The organism is Hafnia paralvei, from assembly GCF_020150375.1.
Taxonomy (GTDB): Bacteria; Pseudomonadota; Gammaproteobacteria; order Enterobacterales; family Enterobacteriaceae; genus Hafnia; species Hafnia paralvei.
This window is the reverse complement of the sequence record NZ_CP083737.1, coordinates 2,089,094-2,105,887: the sequence shown is the minus strand read 5'-3', so window position 1 is coordinate 2,105,887 and position 16,794 is coordinate 2,089,094. Positions and strand designations below refer to the sequence as shown.

Annotated in this window: 17 protein-coding genes and 1 pseudogene; all 18 read right to left on the bottom strand. The window is 40.6% G+C overall.

Going from position 1 to position 16,794, the window contains the following annotated elements; genetic code table 11:
• Nucleotides 1-13 precede the first annotated feature (13 nt).
• Nucleotides 14-451, bottom strand: coding sequence for an A24 family peptidase (locus tag K9N75_RS09945; RefSeq protein ID WP_020303803.1), 438 nt, complete (start codon nt 449-451; stop codon nt 14-16).
• 125 nt (nt 452-576) lie between these two features.
• Nucleotides 577-813, bottom strand: coding sequence for a Flp family type IVb pilin (locus tag K9N75_RS09940; RefSeq protein ID WP_008813206.1), 237 nt, complete (start codon nt 811-813; stop codon nt 577-579).
• A 175-nt stretch (nt 814-988) separates the two neighbouring features.
• Nucleotides 989-1,579: a winged helix-turn-helix domain-containing protein gene (locus K9N75_RS09935; protein WP_048797522.1), complete on the bottom strand. Its 591-nt coding sequence runs from the start codon at nt 1,577-1,579 to the stop codon at nt 989-991.
• A 783-nt stretch (nt 1,580-2,362) separates the two neighbouring features.
• Entirely contained in the window at nt 2,363-2,644 is a 282-nt protein-coding gene (locus tag K9N75_RS09930) for a FaeA/PapI family transcriptional regulator (RefSeq protein ID WP_020303804.1), read from the bottom strand.
• A 125-nt stretch (nt 2,645-2,769) separates the two neighbouring features.
• The gene (locus K9N75_RS09925) at nt 2,770-3,024 is read right to left on the bottom strand and encodes a helix-turn-helix domain-containing protein (RefSeq protein WP_008813204.1); all 255 of its coding nucleotides are present in this window, start codon (nt 3,022-3,024) and stop codon (nt 2,770-2,772) included.
• Nucleotides 3,025-3,085: 61 nt separating this feature from the next.
• A pseudogene (locus K9N75_RS09920) lies at nt 3,086-4,185 on the bottom strand (acyltransferase family protein).
• A gap of 107 nt (nt 4,186-4,292) precedes the next feature.
• Nucleotides 4,293-6,284, bottom strand: coding sequence for an autotransporter outer membrane beta-barrel domain-containing protein (locus K9N75_RS09915; RefSeq protein ID WP_061060144.1), 1,992 nt, complete (start codon nt 6,282-6,284; stop codon nt 4,293-4,295).
• A gap of 54 nt (nt 6,285-6,338) precedes the next feature.
• Nucleotides 6,339-8,354, bottom strand: coding sequence for an autotransporter outer membrane beta-barrel domain-containing protein (locus K9N75_RS09910; RefSeq protein WP_096080898.1), 2,016 nt, complete (start codon nt 8,352-8,354; stop codon nt 6,339-6,341).
• A 111-nt stretch (nt 8,355-8,465) separates the two neighbouring features.
• Nucleotides 8,466-9,527 (bottom strand): sugar phosphate nucleotidyltransferase, encoded by a 1,062-nt coding sequence (locus K9N75_RS09905; protein WP_224452541.1) that lies wholly within the window; start codon nt 9,525-9,527, stop codon nt 8,466-8,468.
• Complete coding sequence (locus K9N75_RS09900) at nt 9,524-10,162, bottom strand: HAD family hydrolase (RefSeq protein ID WP_008813198.1); 639 nt, start codon at nt 10,160-10,162, stop codon at nt 9,524-9,526. Before K9N75_RS09900 ends, K9N75_RS09905 begins: the two co-directional genes overlap by 4 nt.
• Entirely contained in the window at nt 10,152-10,790 is a 639-nt protein-coding gene (locus K9N75_RS09895; RefSeq protein WP_008813197.1) for a PI-PLC domain-containing protein, read from the bottom strand. Before K9N75_RS09895 ends, K9N75_RS09900 begins: the two co-directional genes overlap by 11 nt.
• A 6-nt stretch (nt 10,791-10,796) precedes the next feature.
• Nucleotides 10,797-11,534, bottom strand: a complete 738-nt coding sequence (locus K9N75_RS09890; protein ID WP_185923049.1) for an ABC transporter ATP-binding protein — start codon at nt 11,532-11,534, stop codon at nt 10,797-10,799.
• Nucleotides 11,531-12,346: an ABC transporter permease gene (locus tag K9N75_RS09885; protein ID WP_008813195.1), complete on the bottom strand. Its 816-nt coding sequence runs from the start codon at nt 12,344-12,346 to the stop codon at nt 11,531-11,533. Before K9N75_RS09885 ends, K9N75_RS09890 begins: the two co-directional genes overlap by 4 nt.
• A gap of 2 nt (nt 12,347-12,348) precedes the next feature.
• Complete coding sequence (locus K9N75_RS09880; RefSeq protein WP_064574236.1) at nt 12,349-13,365, bottom strand: WavE lipopolysaccharide synthesis family protein; 1,017 nt, start codon at nt 13,363-13,365, stop codon at nt 12,349-12,351.
• A complete protein-coding gene (locus K9N75_RS09875; protein WP_224452540.1) occupies nt 13,366-13,866 on the bottom strand; it encodes a hypothetical protein in 501 nt (166 codons plus the stop codon).
• 10 nt (nt 13,867-13,876) lie between these two features.
• Nucleotides 13,877-15,616: a hypothetical protein gene (locus K9N75_RS09870; protein ID WP_224452539.1), complete on the bottom strand. Its 1,740-nt coding sequence runs from the start codon at nt 15,614-15,616 to the stop codon at nt 13,877-13,879.
• A gap of 35 nt (nt 15,617-15,651) precedes the next feature.
• The gene (locus tag K9N75_RS09865) at nt 15,652-16,407 is read right to left on the bottom strand and encodes a glycosyltransferase family 2 protein (RefSeq protein ID WP_175319970.1); all 756 of its coding nucleotides are present in this window, start codon (nt 16,405-16,407) and stop codon (nt 15,652-15,654) included.
• Nucleotides 16,401-16,736: a cupin domain-containing protein gene (locus K9N75_RS09860; protein WP_224452538.1), complete on the bottom strand. Its 336-nt coding sequence runs from the start codon at nt 16,734-16,736 to the stop codon at nt 16,401-16,403. Before K9N75_RS09860 ends, K9N75_RS09865 begins: the two co-directional genes overlap by 7 nt.
• Nucleotides 16,737-16,794: the final 58 nt, after the last annotated feature.

Below are 16,794 nucleotides of genomic sequence, written 5' to 3'. Positions count from 1 at the left end.
GTCCTAAGTTATATTAATAAAACAAAGATGGCAGCGGATACACAAAAATAAATGCTAAAGAAATGGCAACACCATAGGGAACGCCGTGACTACGCAGATTATTACGAAAAAAAACAAGACCAAAGATAGCAATAGTGCCACCCAGAAAAGCAGTCAAAAAAAGAAAGTCGTAAAATAGCGCGCCTTGAAATGCTAGGGCTAATATGGCAACCAGCTTAGCATCGCCTCCTCCCCATAAGCGTGCAACAAAAAGCAGGAAACCTCCCATCAGGGTCAGAATGGCAAACGTGACGTTGGGCCATTGCTGTTGCAGAAAAATAAGTGGGATTAAAGAAACGAACAACAATAGCAGACTAGAATGAGTGATTTTTCTAAAGAAAATGTCCTGCCACATGATAAAAACCAGAATTATACATGTGACAATAAAATTAATTTTAATCATCAAAGTCATATCTTTGCTCGTTAAATTTATTATGGGTACTAGCGACAAAAATGCAGCAAGAATATCATCCGTGATGTTCTTGCTGCTAAACAGAGAGTCTTATAAAAAACGCGTTCTAACTGACTATAACAGCCTTAAGGCGCGGTTTTACTGATAGTAACGCTTTGGATTGCTTCAGCAATTTTGTCAAATGCCTCTTTCAGTGCTCCCAAGAAACCAGAATTCTGGTCACCCAAAATGAATGCCAACAGAGTCGCCATGGCTACGCCAATTAATGCATATTCAATCGCGGTAACACCGCGTTGGTCTTTACCAAACTCATGAAAGCGAACATGAGCAGCCACATAACATTTAGTTAAAAAGTTATTCATTATTTTTCCTTGTGAATGGATATCCATCCGTTGTGATGGACATATTAATTACTATCTTACTTAGCCGATTCCCCAAAGGTTACGACCCAGCCATTAGATAATATTCCATCTTTATAGTCCTCATTGAGGTCACATTTGTTTTTATAATTTGTTAATGATAGAAAACATAGGCCAATCACTTAGCCAAAAAGAAAATAACAATCACGATCAGCGTTGATATCCAGCACACCGCAAGCAGCGCCAATACAGAGATAAAAATATTCCAGCGGCGTGAGTGATACCACTCATTGCCTGTTCCAGAAGACTCAGAATGGGTCTGATAACCCACGCTGTCCAAAGGTGATATCAGCTCCTCGGTAAAACCTGCTGATGTCGCTAGTGGCATCACATTAATTCGACTTTCTGTGGCAAGGTCAGGTATCGACTTATTTTCACGTAGCACGCTCCCCATGTATTTTACGCCTTTCCTCGGAATCGTTTTTATCAACGAACTTGAAAGCCCTATCTGGTCAAAGGACTTTCTCAGCATATAGATTTGACCATAATAACTGCTATCGCTTACAGATCCTCGTTGCTCATGCCAAACCTGATTGATAATGTTTTGTTTATCCGTTTCTCCTTCTAGCAAAAGAAGTAAAAATCGATAACTATTTTCAGGCAGGTTAATGACTGTTCCAAAATCATTTATGAGGCAACGTTTCTCAGGCTCAAACCGGATACCATCCCCAAGGATGAATATCGAATCATCCTTACTTACATCATTCATTAGTCGTAAGCTCCAGTGTGACTTTAATCTTCACCATTATTAGCCTTTACTGTCAAAAATAGAATCTCAATATTCTCAGCGATCTTATTGGATGTCGTAATTAAGGGCGAAGTATACAAGAGAGATATTGGCTAAGAAACCCCACAAACCTCATTTAATCTCATTCATGGAAAATAAGAATAATATACTGAAACATACACTAATATATCTTTTAATAAAGAATGTAAGATCGCGAGCTGAATAAAAGAAGAATTAATCATTATCCTAAAGAGATCATCCCCATCAATAAGCCATGCTTGATAAAAAATATAATCACTATAAATTCAGATATATCGTGTGAATTTAAATAACTCAAACCAGTAGAATATGATTTGACTCGCTATATTAAGATAATATCCAATCAGTTTATCAACTCTGATAATAAGAAAAAACTTAATCCACTGAGAATAATCGTTGATTAGTAAGAGTTATTGAAAGTAATCAACATAGGTATGTAGGTATGAGAAGTTTTCGCTAAGGCTCATGCACAGATGAGTGTGTTGCACGTCGTGGCATTATGGAAAACCCATGAATGTTAGGGCTGCCGTGAAAGCAAAAAAAAAGCTGCAAACTTAAAGTTTGCAGCTTTTACACCTGTTTAATTTGTTTTTAGATAACGCTGCGATGATATCGCAAGCAATAATGCAGCCCACATAGGTGAGCTAGCACTCCTGAGATAACCACGCTATAGCAAAATTCGCTAGTTGTTATCTCATTTTGTATAGAAGGGGTTGCGGGAAAATCTCAATGTTCAGATTCCTCCTTCACATACCAACGTAGAGAGTTAAGAAGTGATTTAGGTGATTTGATCACTTTCCCCTCCTCTACTAACTGTAAAAGAATGGCACGAGTAGTATAAATACTCACACCACAGCTATCAGATAGCTCCCTCGTTTTTGGCCAATGCTCTGGTTCGGGTAGATAACCTTTTCCTCCTTGAACTGATGCTCTATTTTTGCAAAGGCGATGCAGAGTTTTCAAAATTTCCTGCTTTTTTAGCTGGCGTGGTAACTTCTCGCTTCTCATAGTACCTCCCATTAGGTGAATCCATGACTAAAATACCGGCTGACGGTATTCCTTACATGGCATTGCTGTGGCATAAAAACACAAATCGTCTGACTCTTTTTAATTTATGTGGTTTGGAGCGCGTGTTATTCGTCCTTAGTGCTGCTAATTACCTTTCTGATAAATTGAACATCGTTGCTCACACCTAATTTTTCATAGGCGCTGCATTTTTGAGCGCTGATGGTTTTGATACTTCTATTGAGGATCTTAGTGATTGTGGTTGTGGTGATACCTTTCATTATCAGATAAACCACATAGCGCTCCCGCTCGGTTAAAGCAGCTTCCGCGCTGAGCCTATTAAAATTGTCCGCTAATTTACTCGATATATCATGAGAGTCCATACTACCTCCGTATAAAGCAGGTGTTTTATTCATTCACTCAGTTAACTTTACTGCGTGTTCATTATTTTTTACGAACATACATGGTAAGAACTTTCTCTTTAATATAAGTAGAGAGTTTGTTCTCAATATAGATGTAAGATAAGTAAGACAGAAGATAAGTTATAATTAATGTAATAACTAGTAGATCAAATCGATGATTAAAGGTATCAAAATAGTTATCAGAATTGATTTTTTTTAATACGTATATTGAAGAAAACATTACAGCCATATGTAATAGATACATTGAGTAAGATATTTCTCCGGTGAACATCAGCCATGATGGGTAACGGCGTGCCCTAACTTTTTCATACTTAAGTCCGGCCAACAGTAACATAAAGCATGCCAGACTATATCCACCGAGGTGTCCACTTTCCCTTGATTGCCACGGAGAATACAGTGTATAGCAAGTAAAACAGAAATATCCTACTGCACATAACATGAGAACTCTGCCAAGCCAGGTTATTTTTGAATTCATTCGTAGGTAGAGAATTGCGGCAATAATTCCCATTAAAAACTCTAGGATGATTGGATTAGTCATCATTAATCCATACTGCCAAATGAATGTACCATGCCCCTCACTAGGCGTTATGCCCTCCCACCAATAGGATGAGCTGAGCAGGACTGCAAAAAATAAAAATAGTGCAGACCAACGGTAATGACGCAACAGCAGAACAAGTGCAACCATTAGATAAAAAAAAACTCATAGTTCAACGTCCAACCGCTCTCAACCAAGGCATACCCGAACGCAGGCGCTACGCCCCCGTTTAATGGGATAAACAGCAGCGATTTCAACGTATTTAATAACAAGTTTTCATTAGGTAACCCCATAGCCCAATAAGTTACAAAATAAGCTATAGTCACAATATAGTAGGTTGGAATAATACGAGTAGCACGTTTGGTGAGATAAATAAAACTATCATGCACTCCACCGCTAAAATTACGCGCGGTGATATAAGCAAGAAAACCGCTAATCATAAAAAATAGATCGACACCGAAATAACCATGTCTTAAAAACGTCTGGTCCAATGGAGATATAAACCAGCTGTAGTGATAAAGCACAACGGAAAGCGCCGCCACTCCTCTAAACGCCTGAATGACGTCAATATTTTTTCTTTCCTGCATATCATTATCCATACTGCAAACATATAAATAGCCGTGTAAACTGCCTACGGCGTTGAGAACCGTAGGCAGTAATTACGCATCAAGCATTGCGAATCTAATATTACGCATCAAAACGAAGCTGAAAGTCCTAAGGTATAACTGAACATATCATCGCGGTTTTGATTACTGTACGAAGTAGAAATATAGCCCTTGAGTGTTTTATTTAGTGGGAAGTTGGCACCGACCACTGCTTTGACGGAATCCTGACGCCCCTTATTCGTAGAAGTCGTAAATGAGGTGGCTGTACTATTAATAGCGGCTGAAACTTTGCTATCTCGATCGCCCAACTGACGTTGATAATCTACCTGCAAATAAGGTTTCACATCGTAGTAGCTCATATCAAAACGCCAACCTACACTCCCCGTTTGCAACGTCTTGTTTTGATCAGAAAAGTGCATAGACGTGCTGCGGCTACCGTTTTCACGATAGCCATCAACATGAACCTTATCCCAGGAATATCCAAGTACTGGTCCCGTCGTTAGCCAAGAAGACACAGGAATATCCCAACCAGCACCAATACGTCCACCATACTGATGCGCTTTAGTATCACCACTTTCAGTTCGATTAGATAAGCCCAGCGTTATTTGACGTTCGATATTCTCTAAGTTGGCCTTGGTGTAATGCATATCAGCATTTAGCCACCCACCTTGTGGAGCCTGCCATTGAGTAAACAGGCCATACGATATGCCATGACTGTTATAGCTAAAGTTTTCCGTCGGCGTGTTATGATTTAGTCCCCCTGAAATCATAACACCTGCGGTACCATACTCACTCATTTGCCACGATATACCGATGCTGCCATTATTGGTGCTGTCATTACTAGGAGCATTAGCAAAAGTAGAATCATTTTTACCACTGCGGCGTAAATAATGAGACGAATAACCACCAAATACCTGTACATCATTCAACTCATGCTGATGGGTTCTTAACGTTTGATACTGGCCATCTAAGGTTGAACGCGCATCTTCAACCATACCTTCCGTAGCATGGATCAATGAGCTGACGTAGAGCGGTGCGTCAAGAATAGAGACAAAATACTCAGCAATAATCTGATGTAAGTATGGGCTAGGATGGTGTTCGTCCGAGAACATATATAGCTGGCTATCATCGTATCCATTCATCCCTGTATTGCAGTACGGGCCAAATACTTTAAAACTGCAAGGGAATCCAACCGTAGTTTTGAAACCAAAGGCTTGCGGTTGCTCTAATACCTCATGAAATAGTGTAGACACATCGGCTCTTACGATATTGCCATGCAGTTGACTTAGTGCCTGCTCTGTTTGCTGGTTGTTATACTCCAACATTGACGTCAACGTATTATGCAGAAAATCGTATACGGGACTTATCACTGAGTCTGCCAAACCAGGTAGCCCCAACCCTTTAGCCATCGCATTAACAATAGCCGTTTTACGAGAGGCTTCATCAGGTGTAGAAGCATTGTTAAGTTCTTGGCGAATAACCTCGAGTTGCTGAGTAGACAGTGGCAACATCGTCAACATGATGGTCGGCAAAAACGGTGTATCTGCGATATTTGGAATATTAGGTACAATAACGGTACCCGCACCGTTGTCCAATAATGTTTGAGTTTGTTCCGCCACATTCCCCACGGCTCTGTCAATTTCACCATATGGGCTAAGTGGGTTATTCATTATGGCCAGAGATATATCATTACCGCCGGTCCATAAAATGTACAAGCCATTTTTATCTGCCTTACCATCATGATCGGAAAGATAAGTATTAATCTGTTCCTTGGTTCCCATCCATACTAATGGCTGATCGACAGCAACCCCTGTGCCCTCCGTTTGAGAGCCCGAAATGGCATAATTTCCTCCACCTTGTGTAAACGGTTTAAAGTCAATCCCCATCATTTTGGCAATCTGCTGGTTATACAACAGACTCGTTTGATTATTCGCAACAAACTTATAGGTACTGCCAAAACTTCCCGTGTCAGTGAGACTGTCACCAAAAGTATATAAATTATCGAATCGGCCATTTGCATTGGCACAAAATGCCGTTGCCGAAATGAGCGAGGCCAATAATGCTAACCGATGTGGTTGCATAATTCATTTCCTATTTTATTAATGAAAGAGTAGATATCTAAAATAAGCTTTTATTTAGAAGATATAGTTAACACCCACGGAATAATTCACTTCATCACTGCTATTGTTGCCGCCGTTATAATTAACCACACCGAATAATCCCAATTTATCAGTTAATTTAGCTGAAGCACCTAATTTAGCATTTACCCATTCTTTTTGTATCTCTGCGCCCTGACGCGTAAATGAAGTGGCGGTGCTATTCACTGCGCCAGCGACACTAATGGGATCATCATTAAAGTTGCGATGATAGCTAACTTCAAAATAAGGATTCACCGGCAAGGTTCGCGTATCTATTCTCCATCCCGCGCTCACCGTGTTTAACTCATGACGCTGATCGCCGAAATGCATAGAAGTACTGTTATTACCACGCTCACGGTAGCCATCAACCTTATATTTATCATAGCTGTAACCTATTACTGGCCCGGTGGTCAGGTAGTCCGTCACGCTATAATCATAACCAAGATTCAACGCAACACCGAAGCTACTCGCCTGAGTGGAGCCTTTTTCTGTACGTACTGCTTTGCCCAACTGGATTTTACGGCTAATCCCATTCAGATCCATATCGCCAAAGCTAGTATCAAGGTTACCCCATAGCCCATTATCAGCCGTAGCCTGCATAAATAACGACATGACCTTGCCGTTATAATCATACTTATAGTGATCGCTGACTTTGAAATCGCCAGCACCTGCACTCATCATTCCGCCAACGGCCAACCACGGTGCGGCTTGAATAGAAAAGCCAATATTCCCACTATTACTAGTATCTCGACCGTCTAAATCGCTATTACTGCTCTTTGCGTGACGATATTTACCGCTATAACCACCAAATACGCTGACCTTTTCCTCTGTAGGATTGGTACGTAAACTTTGCAGCTGCCCCTCTAAGAATGCACGGTGTTCATCGTTAGCACTTTCTAATGCTTTAGATAGCGTAGTGGCATAATACGGAGCATCAATGACCGACATAATATATTGCGCAATGACAGCGTGCGCTTCTGGGCTTGGATGGAACCAATCGGAAAACATATAAACCTGATCGTCATGGAAGCTGGCACTAGTTTCCTTACATTGCGGAGCACCTACCCCAATTTGGCAAACTGGAGCAAGTACATTGTCAAAGCCATATTCCTTGCTCGAGGTAATAATCTCGTCAAATAGCTTACCTACATCAGCACGAACGATATTTCCATTCAGCTGCGCCAAACCCTGCTCAGTGCTGTAGTTAAACTGATCGGTCAGCGTATTTTCCATATTCAGAATCATTTCATACACTTTTTCTGTTGCCTGTCGTGGTAACAGAACGCCATTTTCAGCTAATACCTGCTCAAGAGAATCTATAACAAACTGCTGGCGCTGAGCTTCACTATCCACAGGACCTTTACTGCGCAAAGCGGTATCAAGTTGCTTATACAGACGAGGAAGATCCAGCACATTCTGGCCTAAAATCGTCTGCGCGAAGCTAAATAATGCGGTGGCTGTCCAAGGTGTTAATCCAGCTCTTGGCAGCGTTGGAACAATCACATAACCAGCTCCAGCGTCTAGCAGCATTTGAGTCTGAGTAACCACTGCGTCAGGTGCTGAAGAAAGCAAATAATCATTGCCCGTACTAAATAAACCACCAAAGTTTAATTTAGCAATCGACTGTTCAACGTCATAGGAAATATCGTTTGCCCCGATCCATAACATGTACAGGCCATTTTTATCCGCCACACCACCGTTCTGAGACAGATAGTAGCTAATTTGCAGATCGGTACGCAGCAAGCCGCTTGCATAGTTATCTGCCGTTGCGCCTGCTTCTGCGTAGTTATTGCCACCAAAGGTATAAGGCGCGTGGTTATCGCTAGCGTAATGTTCAGCTAAAATTTCATTGTAAAGTTTACTGTCTGAACCAGCAATAAATCGGCTCTGTGAGCCAATAAAACCACCATCGCTAAGGCTATCACCGAATGTATAAAAACTGTCAAACGCCTGAGCATGCGCTGAGGCCAATATAGACATGGCCAGTGTCGAATAACACAATACTTTTTTCATTGAAAGACTCTTTAAATTAATAGAAAGAGTGAACGAGAAATTAGAATCTCAATAAATAATTGAGATTAGTCTCGTCCATACGCATAAACTTAAATATTAATAAAACAACACTTAATATAGGTAGGTTCTTACCGAGGTGATTTTATTTCTCGAATTCCACTCAACTACATCAACTCCTTTTTTTGACATATTTCTTAAATTAAGCACATATTCGATAATGGAAGCATTATCGTTTGAGTAAATACGCTGAGCGTCAATTCTGGTATCCGAATGGTCATCAAGGCGTTCTTTATAAAACTCTTTTAAGTTTGCCTTGCCCATCATCTTCGTGGCAGCATCAGCAAGAATGACATCCTCATGGCACATATCGGAAAGCTTATTTGTTGCATGGTGATTGAGACATTGAATGTATTGCACTGCAAGATGGCGCAGATATTCATTGCTATTGAAACGTGACGAAAAAGATTTTATTGCATGATTATCATAAAAATTGTAATAACCATTGTCAGCCAGAGGTCGTGTGACTACAGAAAGTCCATTAAGAACCAATTCGTTGAGACAGCTGGAGATGTAGTATTCACCGTTGATGACCGCGCCTTTTTTAATCACACTTTTCGCCGCTTCGATGAAAATACGTCCCTTTCTGAAGTAAAAAAAGCCTGCAATGGCATCGCGGCTAATCGCTTTCTTCTCTGCAGACTCCACAACTTTACCCTCGCGATCTTTCTTCACGTAGGCCCATTTAGGATGCAATGACTCAAATGTGAGTACACCCGCATCCGCCTTCCGCTCACGGAAATCATTGATGATCTCCTGCGCATTGTCATTAATGAAATGATCTGCGGAAGCAATAATTAACTCATTCTCAGCATCGAAATTATCAATAGAGAGCAAGCAGCTACACAGAGAACCTTGGGTTTCTCCATGCAGAGGAATAACGGTTCCTTTGCCGTCTGTCACAATATTTACGATCGCAGAAAGACCTAGACTTTTATCTTGTTCAACCGGTAGCAAGAAAAGTCGCTGTGCTTCTTCTTCCAATGAGCGATAAATATCTTGTGAATACTCGAAGAGTGTTTTCTTGTTCACTTCATTAAGCAGCTTGGGATATGAAAATTCAGCAGACATTTCATACAGCGAAGCTCCGCCCATTGGCGTAATGATGGTGATCATTTTGCTGCCTCCTCAATATGAGCAATAAAACGCGAAATGTTGTCGTAGTTAACGTCGTGAACCGTATCGACCTCTAAAACATGGGCACCACTGGCCTTAGCTGCACGAATGCCATTTTCATTATCTTCAACAATGACGCATTCATCTGGCCGAAAGCCAAGTTGGCTAATGGCTTTATTGTAAATTTCCGGATTCGGCTTTCCTTTAACAACATCTTGGTTAGAGAGAAAGAACTCTAGGTGTTGAATCAGATTCGCCTTAGAGAGCATCACCTGAATAGTATTGCGGATTGAATTAGAGGCCACCGCCAGATGGTAACCATCACGCTTTAGCTGTGAGAGTGCAAACTCATGGTTAAACATTGGGTTACAAAAGTTGTACACCATCTCCATGGTATATTGCTGCTTCATTTCATTAATGAAAGTATGCAACTCACGTGACAGTCCTTTTTCGTTAGACAACATCTCCAGCTTATCTTTAGTCGGTAAGCCGTCAAACTTAGTCAGATGATCCTGATGACTGATGGGCATGCCAAATAACTGAAGGATCTTATTTAGCGCTTCATAATGCCAATCCTTAGCATCAATCAATACGCCGTCCATATCAAAAATCACTGCCTTTATTTTATTCGCCATAAAATATCTCCTTGGCGTCGTCGGGAAAATCGGTACATAACATCAGATGCTTAGAGTTAAGTATTAATGGATCAAATGTCTTCATCAGACTCCACTCCTCTTGCGGGGATCTTTTATGCAATTCCGAGGATACACAACAAACGTTGAATCCTCGCCCAATGTAGTTCCTGATCGTATCTTCATTAACTAAACTGCGCTGAAACCCATCCAACCAAATACCTTTTGACTTTAATGCCAACGCACTTTCTTGCTCATACTCACTAATACGGAAATAAACCTCAACACCACAACGGTTGTATTCCATCATGTCTGGAATCGACATATCAAAGCAGAAGTAGTTGGTTAGACCCCATTCATCTACATACTGTTTAATCCTGGGTGCCAATCCGTCTGATTTAATGTTCAATGCTAAAGGTAGCTTATTATCATAATATGTATGCAGCTTTAGAAAATCACTGAATGACATGCAGTCAGCATCGGGAATATCATGACTAATGACTAGTTCACCATGGTAATCTCTGATGTCCGTTTCTGTTCCATATCCTAAAGAAAATGAACGTTTAAACGCTTCATAAGTATTCTTCTCACTAGCGTGCTTCCAATATCCACGATGTGAAATAATCTGCATTTTTAGTTACCTATTAATGATATTTTTATATACGTTTAAAGCGCTTTCGGTAGAACCGTTATATACCAGCTTGCCATGGTCCATAACCAAACAGCGAGTACATAATGCCTTAATTTGATTCTCATCATGGCTAACCAAAACAATGGTTTTCCCTTCTAACTTAATCTGTTTTATTTTCTCGATGCACTTAGCCTGAAATTGAGAATCACCGACGGCTAATGCTTCATCGATGACCAAAATATCAGAGTCTAAATGGACACCAATTGCAAAGGCCAAGCGTAAATACATACCCGATGAGTAAAACTTCACAGGAACATCAATGAAATCGCCAATTTCAGAGAAAGCAATAATATCATCCATCTTTTTTTTCACTTCATCGTGTGACATACCTAAGATGGCACCTGACAAATAGATATTTTCGCTCCCAGTTAACTCATGATGAAATCCTGTTCCCACTTCAAGCAAACAAGAATATGAGCCGTTAACCTTAATACGACCTGATGATGGTAAAATAATCTGTGTGAGAAGTTTTAATAATGTAGACTTCCCCGCGCCATTATGGCCCACGATCGCAACTGACTCACCTTTAGCAATAGAAAAACTGATATCAGTTGCTGCGATAAAGTTCTCATTTTCATTTTTTAACGGATTTTTTTGTTTAGAAAATGAAAAGATTTCTCGCAGGGTTTTATTATGTACTGCCTTCGAAGAGTAAATTTTGCTAACTGCGCTAAAATGTATCATTCCAAATCAACCACTTTTCTTTCATTAACTAAAAAGTATATTGTTCCTACAATAGTAATAGTTGCAGCGATTGAAAGGTAATATCCCATGGAAGGCTTGATTCCTCCATTCAGAAATGCATATCGCCCCAGCGAAATAATCCCAGACAGTGGGTTCATTTCATACCATCGCTTCATTTGCGCTGGAACAATCGATTGTGTATAAACAATCGGAGAAGCATAAAATAGCATCTGCATCGCAAGAGGGACAATATGCTTAAAGTCTTTATGTTTAACCTTCAAAATTGCCATAAAACACCCCAATCCCCACGCCAGCAATAGCGTTATCATCACGCATATAGGGAAATAAACCAGCATTGTGATAACATCAAATCGTATTCCCATAAAATAAAGTATGGGGATAAAAAAGATAACAGAGATAAAAAAGTCGATTAACGATACCGTCATACTCACCAAGCTCAATATCAGTCTTGGAAAATATATTTTCTTTATTATACCCATGTTATTTATCAGTGAATCACTCACGGAATTCATACAACCAGAAAATAAATTCCAAAGCAGAATACCAACCATCAAAACTGCAGCATAAGGTGCCTGATATTCAGGTGTTGGCAGCTTAACCAAAATACCAAATACAAAAAAGTAGAGTAGTATACTGACTAGCGGATTGATAACGGCCCAAATAAATCCTAAAGCGGTTTGTTTGTATCTTACAGTAAAATCTCTTTTGACCAGTTGCCAAATGAGATACTTTGCTGAAATTATTTCTGATAGGCGCGTAATACTATACGGGGTAGAGACAAATCCTTTCATTACTAGCACCTTTTACTGAATAATTTTATTGCAATATGTCGAACGTAGGGGATTTTAAGCAGCGAGGTTCTGATATAAAAATACCCTTTCATCATTTGAGTAATTAATACATGAACTCTATCGCTAGCACTCAGCGGCATTTTTATACCGAATAGATACAGATTGTAAAGTTTGAGCCAGTCAGAATATCGATAAATACTATGCAGCCCCTTAGAGGCATATACATCTTTATGTTTACTCCACTCAAAACCCAACTGTTCTGCGGTGTAAGGAATATAGTTTGATACATAGTATCGCTCAGAGTCTGATACTAGCGCGCTGGTTCTTTCTGAATTTCCGCTGAACACCATGCGTCCCGTTTTCTCTTTTATGCAGTTCACCCAAATATACTGCTCTGGTGCAAAATTCATAACGCTAAAGAAGAATTTAGAAGCGCATATTTTAAATAATTCGCTATTCGCCAAATCGATGTCAAATAAACGCAGCAGATCCTGTTTGTAGCCAATCAGCATAATATCGCCGGGGTGAAAAAGATAAGGCAAGTATCCGCGTGCATCACGTGCAAATAAATTGCAGTTGATGACTCTGCGCTCAAATATGCTATAACTCTCTTCGCGCTTTAAGTTGTCGTCTTGCTGAAGGTGTTTCTCGATGAGTTGAATGGCATCATCGTTGATCAGGCACGAATCTGAGCGAATTTTAATCACAATTGGATTGCGAGCCTCACTAATACCTGCCAAGGAAGAGACTATCATACGGTTAATATTACTCTTCAGCTTTGCATCACCATCATCGAAACTGATGGTACCAGGGTCTGGGCTATACACTAAACGTACATCCCATTCCTTCACTGCGCTCTCCAACTGCCTAATCAAATCTGGTTTTACTGCCCAGGTTGAGATAATAATTTCTGACAGAGGATAACTACTACGCGTTATTGCGAGATTATCAATCAGTGATTGCTGAAGTATTCCATCACAGAAGAAAGGTCCCTGAATTACTATGCTCAGGTTTTTCATTTATTCCTCTTTGCTTCCAAGAAAAGTTTTGCCTAGCCAGCCATATAATTTCAGCAGTGACTCCGTTTTCTTAACGCCAAGATAACCCATGCAAATATTTTTTAAAATCGCTCCCAGTTCTCCTAAATGGGCGACGCGTGTATAACTATTACTCATATTGAAAAATGACCAGAGTTCATTTCTGTAGTCGTCGTGCTTAGCTGAAACGATGAAAATATCGACGTCAAACTGTTCACTCTTCTTACTGAGAATTAACATTTTGACTAAGGTGATAAGATGTTCTCGATAAATATCATACTCTTTGTTATTGCTCACTTTTACAAAGACCAGGTAATGACTGCCGGTCAAATCTAAATCGAAATTTTTAGTTAACTCCAAATCAAACCCCATATTCACGACAATATATGGCTTTGATAAAAGCATGGGTATTTTGGTCAGAGTACTATTGTTACGCCATAACCCGTACTCTTCTTCTGTAACACCTTCAACACTTAAATTCATTTCTGGCTCCTCAGCGTAAGTATGGTGTGCTGATACTTAGCAAGTTAGCTATCTCGCTCACTTTCATCGGTAAATAAGTTCCCTTATAAAAATGTTTAAGATAGAAAGCCGAGAGCCATGTGCAAAGCGCTGTGGTGCTATTTTTCTTAATAAACCAATCTGTTTTCTTGCGGTAGAATGGTGAATAAACATACGAATGGAACAGTTGGTTGTTCAGAATAAAACTGCCTACCAACACACCTTTTTTCGTGTCAGGACTCGCTGAGGAAAATATAATTCTGACAACCTTAATGAGTTCATTGGGCGCCATTTCTTCGCATAAAATGTTGCGGCTAAAATCGTCGATGAACTCTGATACACACGAAAGCTGTACCGTGACCTCTTTCATCACCGCTTTAATCAGTAAATAGCGCCCCATCCCACTCATTTTTGCCGACGTCACTTTGAGTAAAGTTTGCTTCGTCACGCCGTATTTCTTGGCGAACGCATACATCCGCTTACGTGCATCTTCATCAGAAATGCGGAATAGAGGCTTACGGGCAACAAAGGGTAAAAGCTCCATCAATGAGCGACTCATTTGCTCCTTGCCACGATAGTCTCGTATGCCGACGTAGCCATAATAGTGGATCACCGAGCGCGCATTCATACTTTGCGTAAGCGTGTGCGGATTGATAATCGACGGTATACCTGCGGCGCTAGCCCTTATTCCATGTTCAATGTCTTCGTAGTCATTCCAGTACAATGCTTCATTCTGTGGACAAAATTGCCAGAGTGATTTTTTCGCAATGTACAGGCTGCCCGTTAAATAATCGTGACCAAACTGAGATCGAGCCGGATGCTGATAGCAATAGAATAGTTTGCTGATCAGCGGAATATCTTTTTTCCCGACATGATGAATATCCAACTCTCGCGTTAAATCTTGTTCAATGGAGTTGAAATCTGAATATTTACGCGGAATAAGATTATGTTTATCAACAAAGTAGAAAGACTGCAGGCCCGTAAAGGGATAGTGATCGCCAAACGCTACCATCGCAGACCAGAAATTGCTGGGCAGTAAGACACGGTCATGAATGATGCATAGATTTTCATAGCGTGCTTCCTGCGCCAAGACATTTTTCTTGCGCGTAATATGTACTGGGGGTGCCGGTATATCGGTACCCACAATGCGGACCTTATCGAAATACTTGAAATCTGGATGAGGCATTCCGCATAGCAAGATTTCCTTTTGCGGCACATCCAGCTCTAGGATACGCTCCACACAAGCATTCAAGAACGTCGGTTCATCTGGCCCGACAGGAATACAGAAACTCCATTGCTCTAACCCCTGCTCTTTTTCAACCGGCAGCCGCTGTACTTTTTCATAAATATCAAATCCTGACTCACTCGTCTCAATTCGCTGGAAAGCTTCATGATAATAAGCGCGCTCTAACATACTTTCAGTGGCAATAGCCTCTTTGATGTAGAGGTATTGGCCAACTTTCAGTTGATGTGCAACGTCCCACAAAAGATGGGCGTACAAAGCTGAATCATTTTGTACGTTAATCAGTGCAACATCACCGTCAAACTCATTCATAAATCGTGACGTACCATTCACGATGAATTTGCGCGTACTGATATTGCCTTCAACCGGTGAAAAACTGATCAGCATGGTATTGTTCGGCTGCCTAAACATCGTTTCATTAATGCAAAAACGACGCTTAACAAAAACATGTTTGAGTTTTTTGTCGTGTACGTATTGGATGAGTTGCATGACAGGTCAACTTGTTCAGTATTTTGACTTCAGAATTAGAAACTGAGCGCTTTTTGGCAAACAGGAAGTGATTTAAATAGATCCAAATCTTCCGGTGTACCGAGCCCGTACATGCCATTAGCTTCTTCGCCGACATTAAATACACCGATTCGCGCGCGATCACGCTCATACATATAGGTATAAACTGGTGCAACATAGAACTCACCATTAGAACGATCGTTACAGGTAATCATGGCCTCAGCGAGTTCACAGAAATCACGCCCTGAGCGATAGTTATAAATCCCAACGGTTGCCTCATCAGAAACTACCTGTTTCTCTACTACGCGCTTAACCAGTTTTTTATTATCAAATTCTACATAAGACCACTTCGGGTCATTGGCTTTCATCGTCATAATGAGGCCATCAAGATTTTGTCCATCCATAGCAGCCAAATAGCTATCAATGTTGACGTCAACCCACTGGTCTGAATTAGCAATCATTAGCGGATCTTTATTACAAATAAAACGTTTAGCGCAAAGTACGGTACTTGCTGCACCCTCAGTAATTCCGTCAATGGCAACCACGATGCATCCAGGCGCTAATTCCTCAAGAATATCTTTAAGGTTGTAGGCTTTGAGGTGTTCTTTCTGGCAAATAAAAATAAACCGATGTAAACGACGAGGACGCAAATTGTTAATGACGAGTTCGATCATCCGACGATGCCCAATCTTGATTAACGGTTTGGGATCAGAATAACCTGCTAAGGCAAAACGACTTCCACGCCCTGCCATTGGGATAACAATGTTCAGCATGCTTCATCCTCTACAATATATTTATCGTTTAACGCGCCAGGTAATTTGACGACAGTAGTCACAGTGTCTTCGATGGCATAAAAATCGGTCGCTTCGCCTGGGGCTATCTCTATAATATCGCCTGCGATATATTCCACTCCAGACATCCGAACTCGGCCTGAAACTATCACCGTAATTTCCGTGGCAATTTTATGAAAGTGTCGGCGCTCGTGCTCTCCTGCGCGGAAATGTTGTACAGCAACTTCAACATTTTTGGTGCGAAAAAGTGAAGGCGTAAAGTCACCAACAAACCAACCCCTAGTCATTGAATCAATGCGTGTTTTTTTCATAAATTTAAAGATAATTGATTGAATTTAAATATGTTAAGCCAAGCCATTCTGCGCACTT

Coding starts and splice junctions, on each gene's coding strand:
- K9N75_RS09910 (WP_096080898.1), bottom strand. CDS start 8,354: ATGAAAAAAGTATTGTGTTATTCGACACTGGCCATGTCTATATTGGCC.
- K9N75_RS09940 (WP_008813206.1), bottom strand. CDS start 813: ATGAATAACTTTTTAACTAAATGTTATGTGGCTGCTCATGTTCGCTTT.
- K9N75_RS09875 (WP_224452540.1), bottom strand. CDS start 13,866: ATGAATTTAAGTGTTGAAGGTGTTACAGAAGAAGAGTACGGGTTATGG.
- K9N75_RS09935 (WP_048797522.1), bottom strand. CDS start 1,579: ATGAATGATGTAAGTAAGGATGATTCGATATTCATCCTTGGGGATGGT.
- K9N75_RS09880 (WP_064574236.1), bottom strand. CDS start 13,365: ATGAAAAACCTGAGCATAGTAATTCAGGGACCTTTCTTCTGTGATGGA.
- K9N75_RS09945 (WP_020303803.1), bottom strand. CDS start 451: ATGACTTTGATGATTAAAATTAATTTTATTGTCACATGTATAATTCTG.
- K9N75_RS09905 (WP_224452541.1), bottom strand. CDS start 9,527: ATGATCACCATCATTACGCCAATGGGCGGAGCTTCGCTGTATGAAATG.
- K9N75_RS09915 (WP_061060144.1), bottom strand. CDS start 6,284: ATGCAACCACATCGGTTAGCATTATTGGCCTCGCTCATTTCGGCAACG.
- K9N75_RS09870 (WP_224452539.1), bottom strand. CDS start 15,616: ATGCAACTCATCCAATACGTACACGACAAAAAACTCAAACATGTTTTT.
- K9N75_RS09900 (WP_008813198.1), bottom strand. CDS start 10,162: ATGGCGAATAAAATAAAGGCAGTGATTTTTGATATGGACGGCGTATTG.
- K9N75_RS09865 (WP_175319970.1), bottom strand. CDS start 16,407: ATGCTGAACATTGTTATCCCAATGGCAGGGCGTGGAAGTCGTTTTGCC.
- K9N75_RS09885 (WP_008813195.1), bottom strand. CDS start 12,346: ATGAAAGGATTTGTCTCTACCCCGTATAGTATTACGCGCCTATCAGAA.
- K9N75_RS09860 (WP_224452538.1), bottom strand. CDS start 16,736: ATGAAAAAAACACGCATTGATTCAATGACTAGGGGTTGGTTTGTTGGT.
- K9N75_RS09890 (WP_185923049.1), bottom strand. CDS start 11,534: ATGATACATTTTAGCGCAGTTAGCAAAATTTACTCTTCGAAGGCAGTA.
- K9N75_RS09895 (WP_008813197.1), bottom strand. CDS start 10,790: ATGCAGATTATTTCACATCGTGGATATTGGAAGCACGCTAGTGAGAAG.
- K9N75_RS09925 (WP_008813204.1), bottom strand. CDS start 3,024: ATGGACTCTCATGATATATCGAGTAAATTAGCGGACAATTTTAATAGG.
- K9N75_RS09930 (WP_020303804.1), bottom strand. CDS start 2,644: ATGAGAAGCGAGAAGTTACCACGCCAGCTAAAAAAGCAGGAAATTTTG.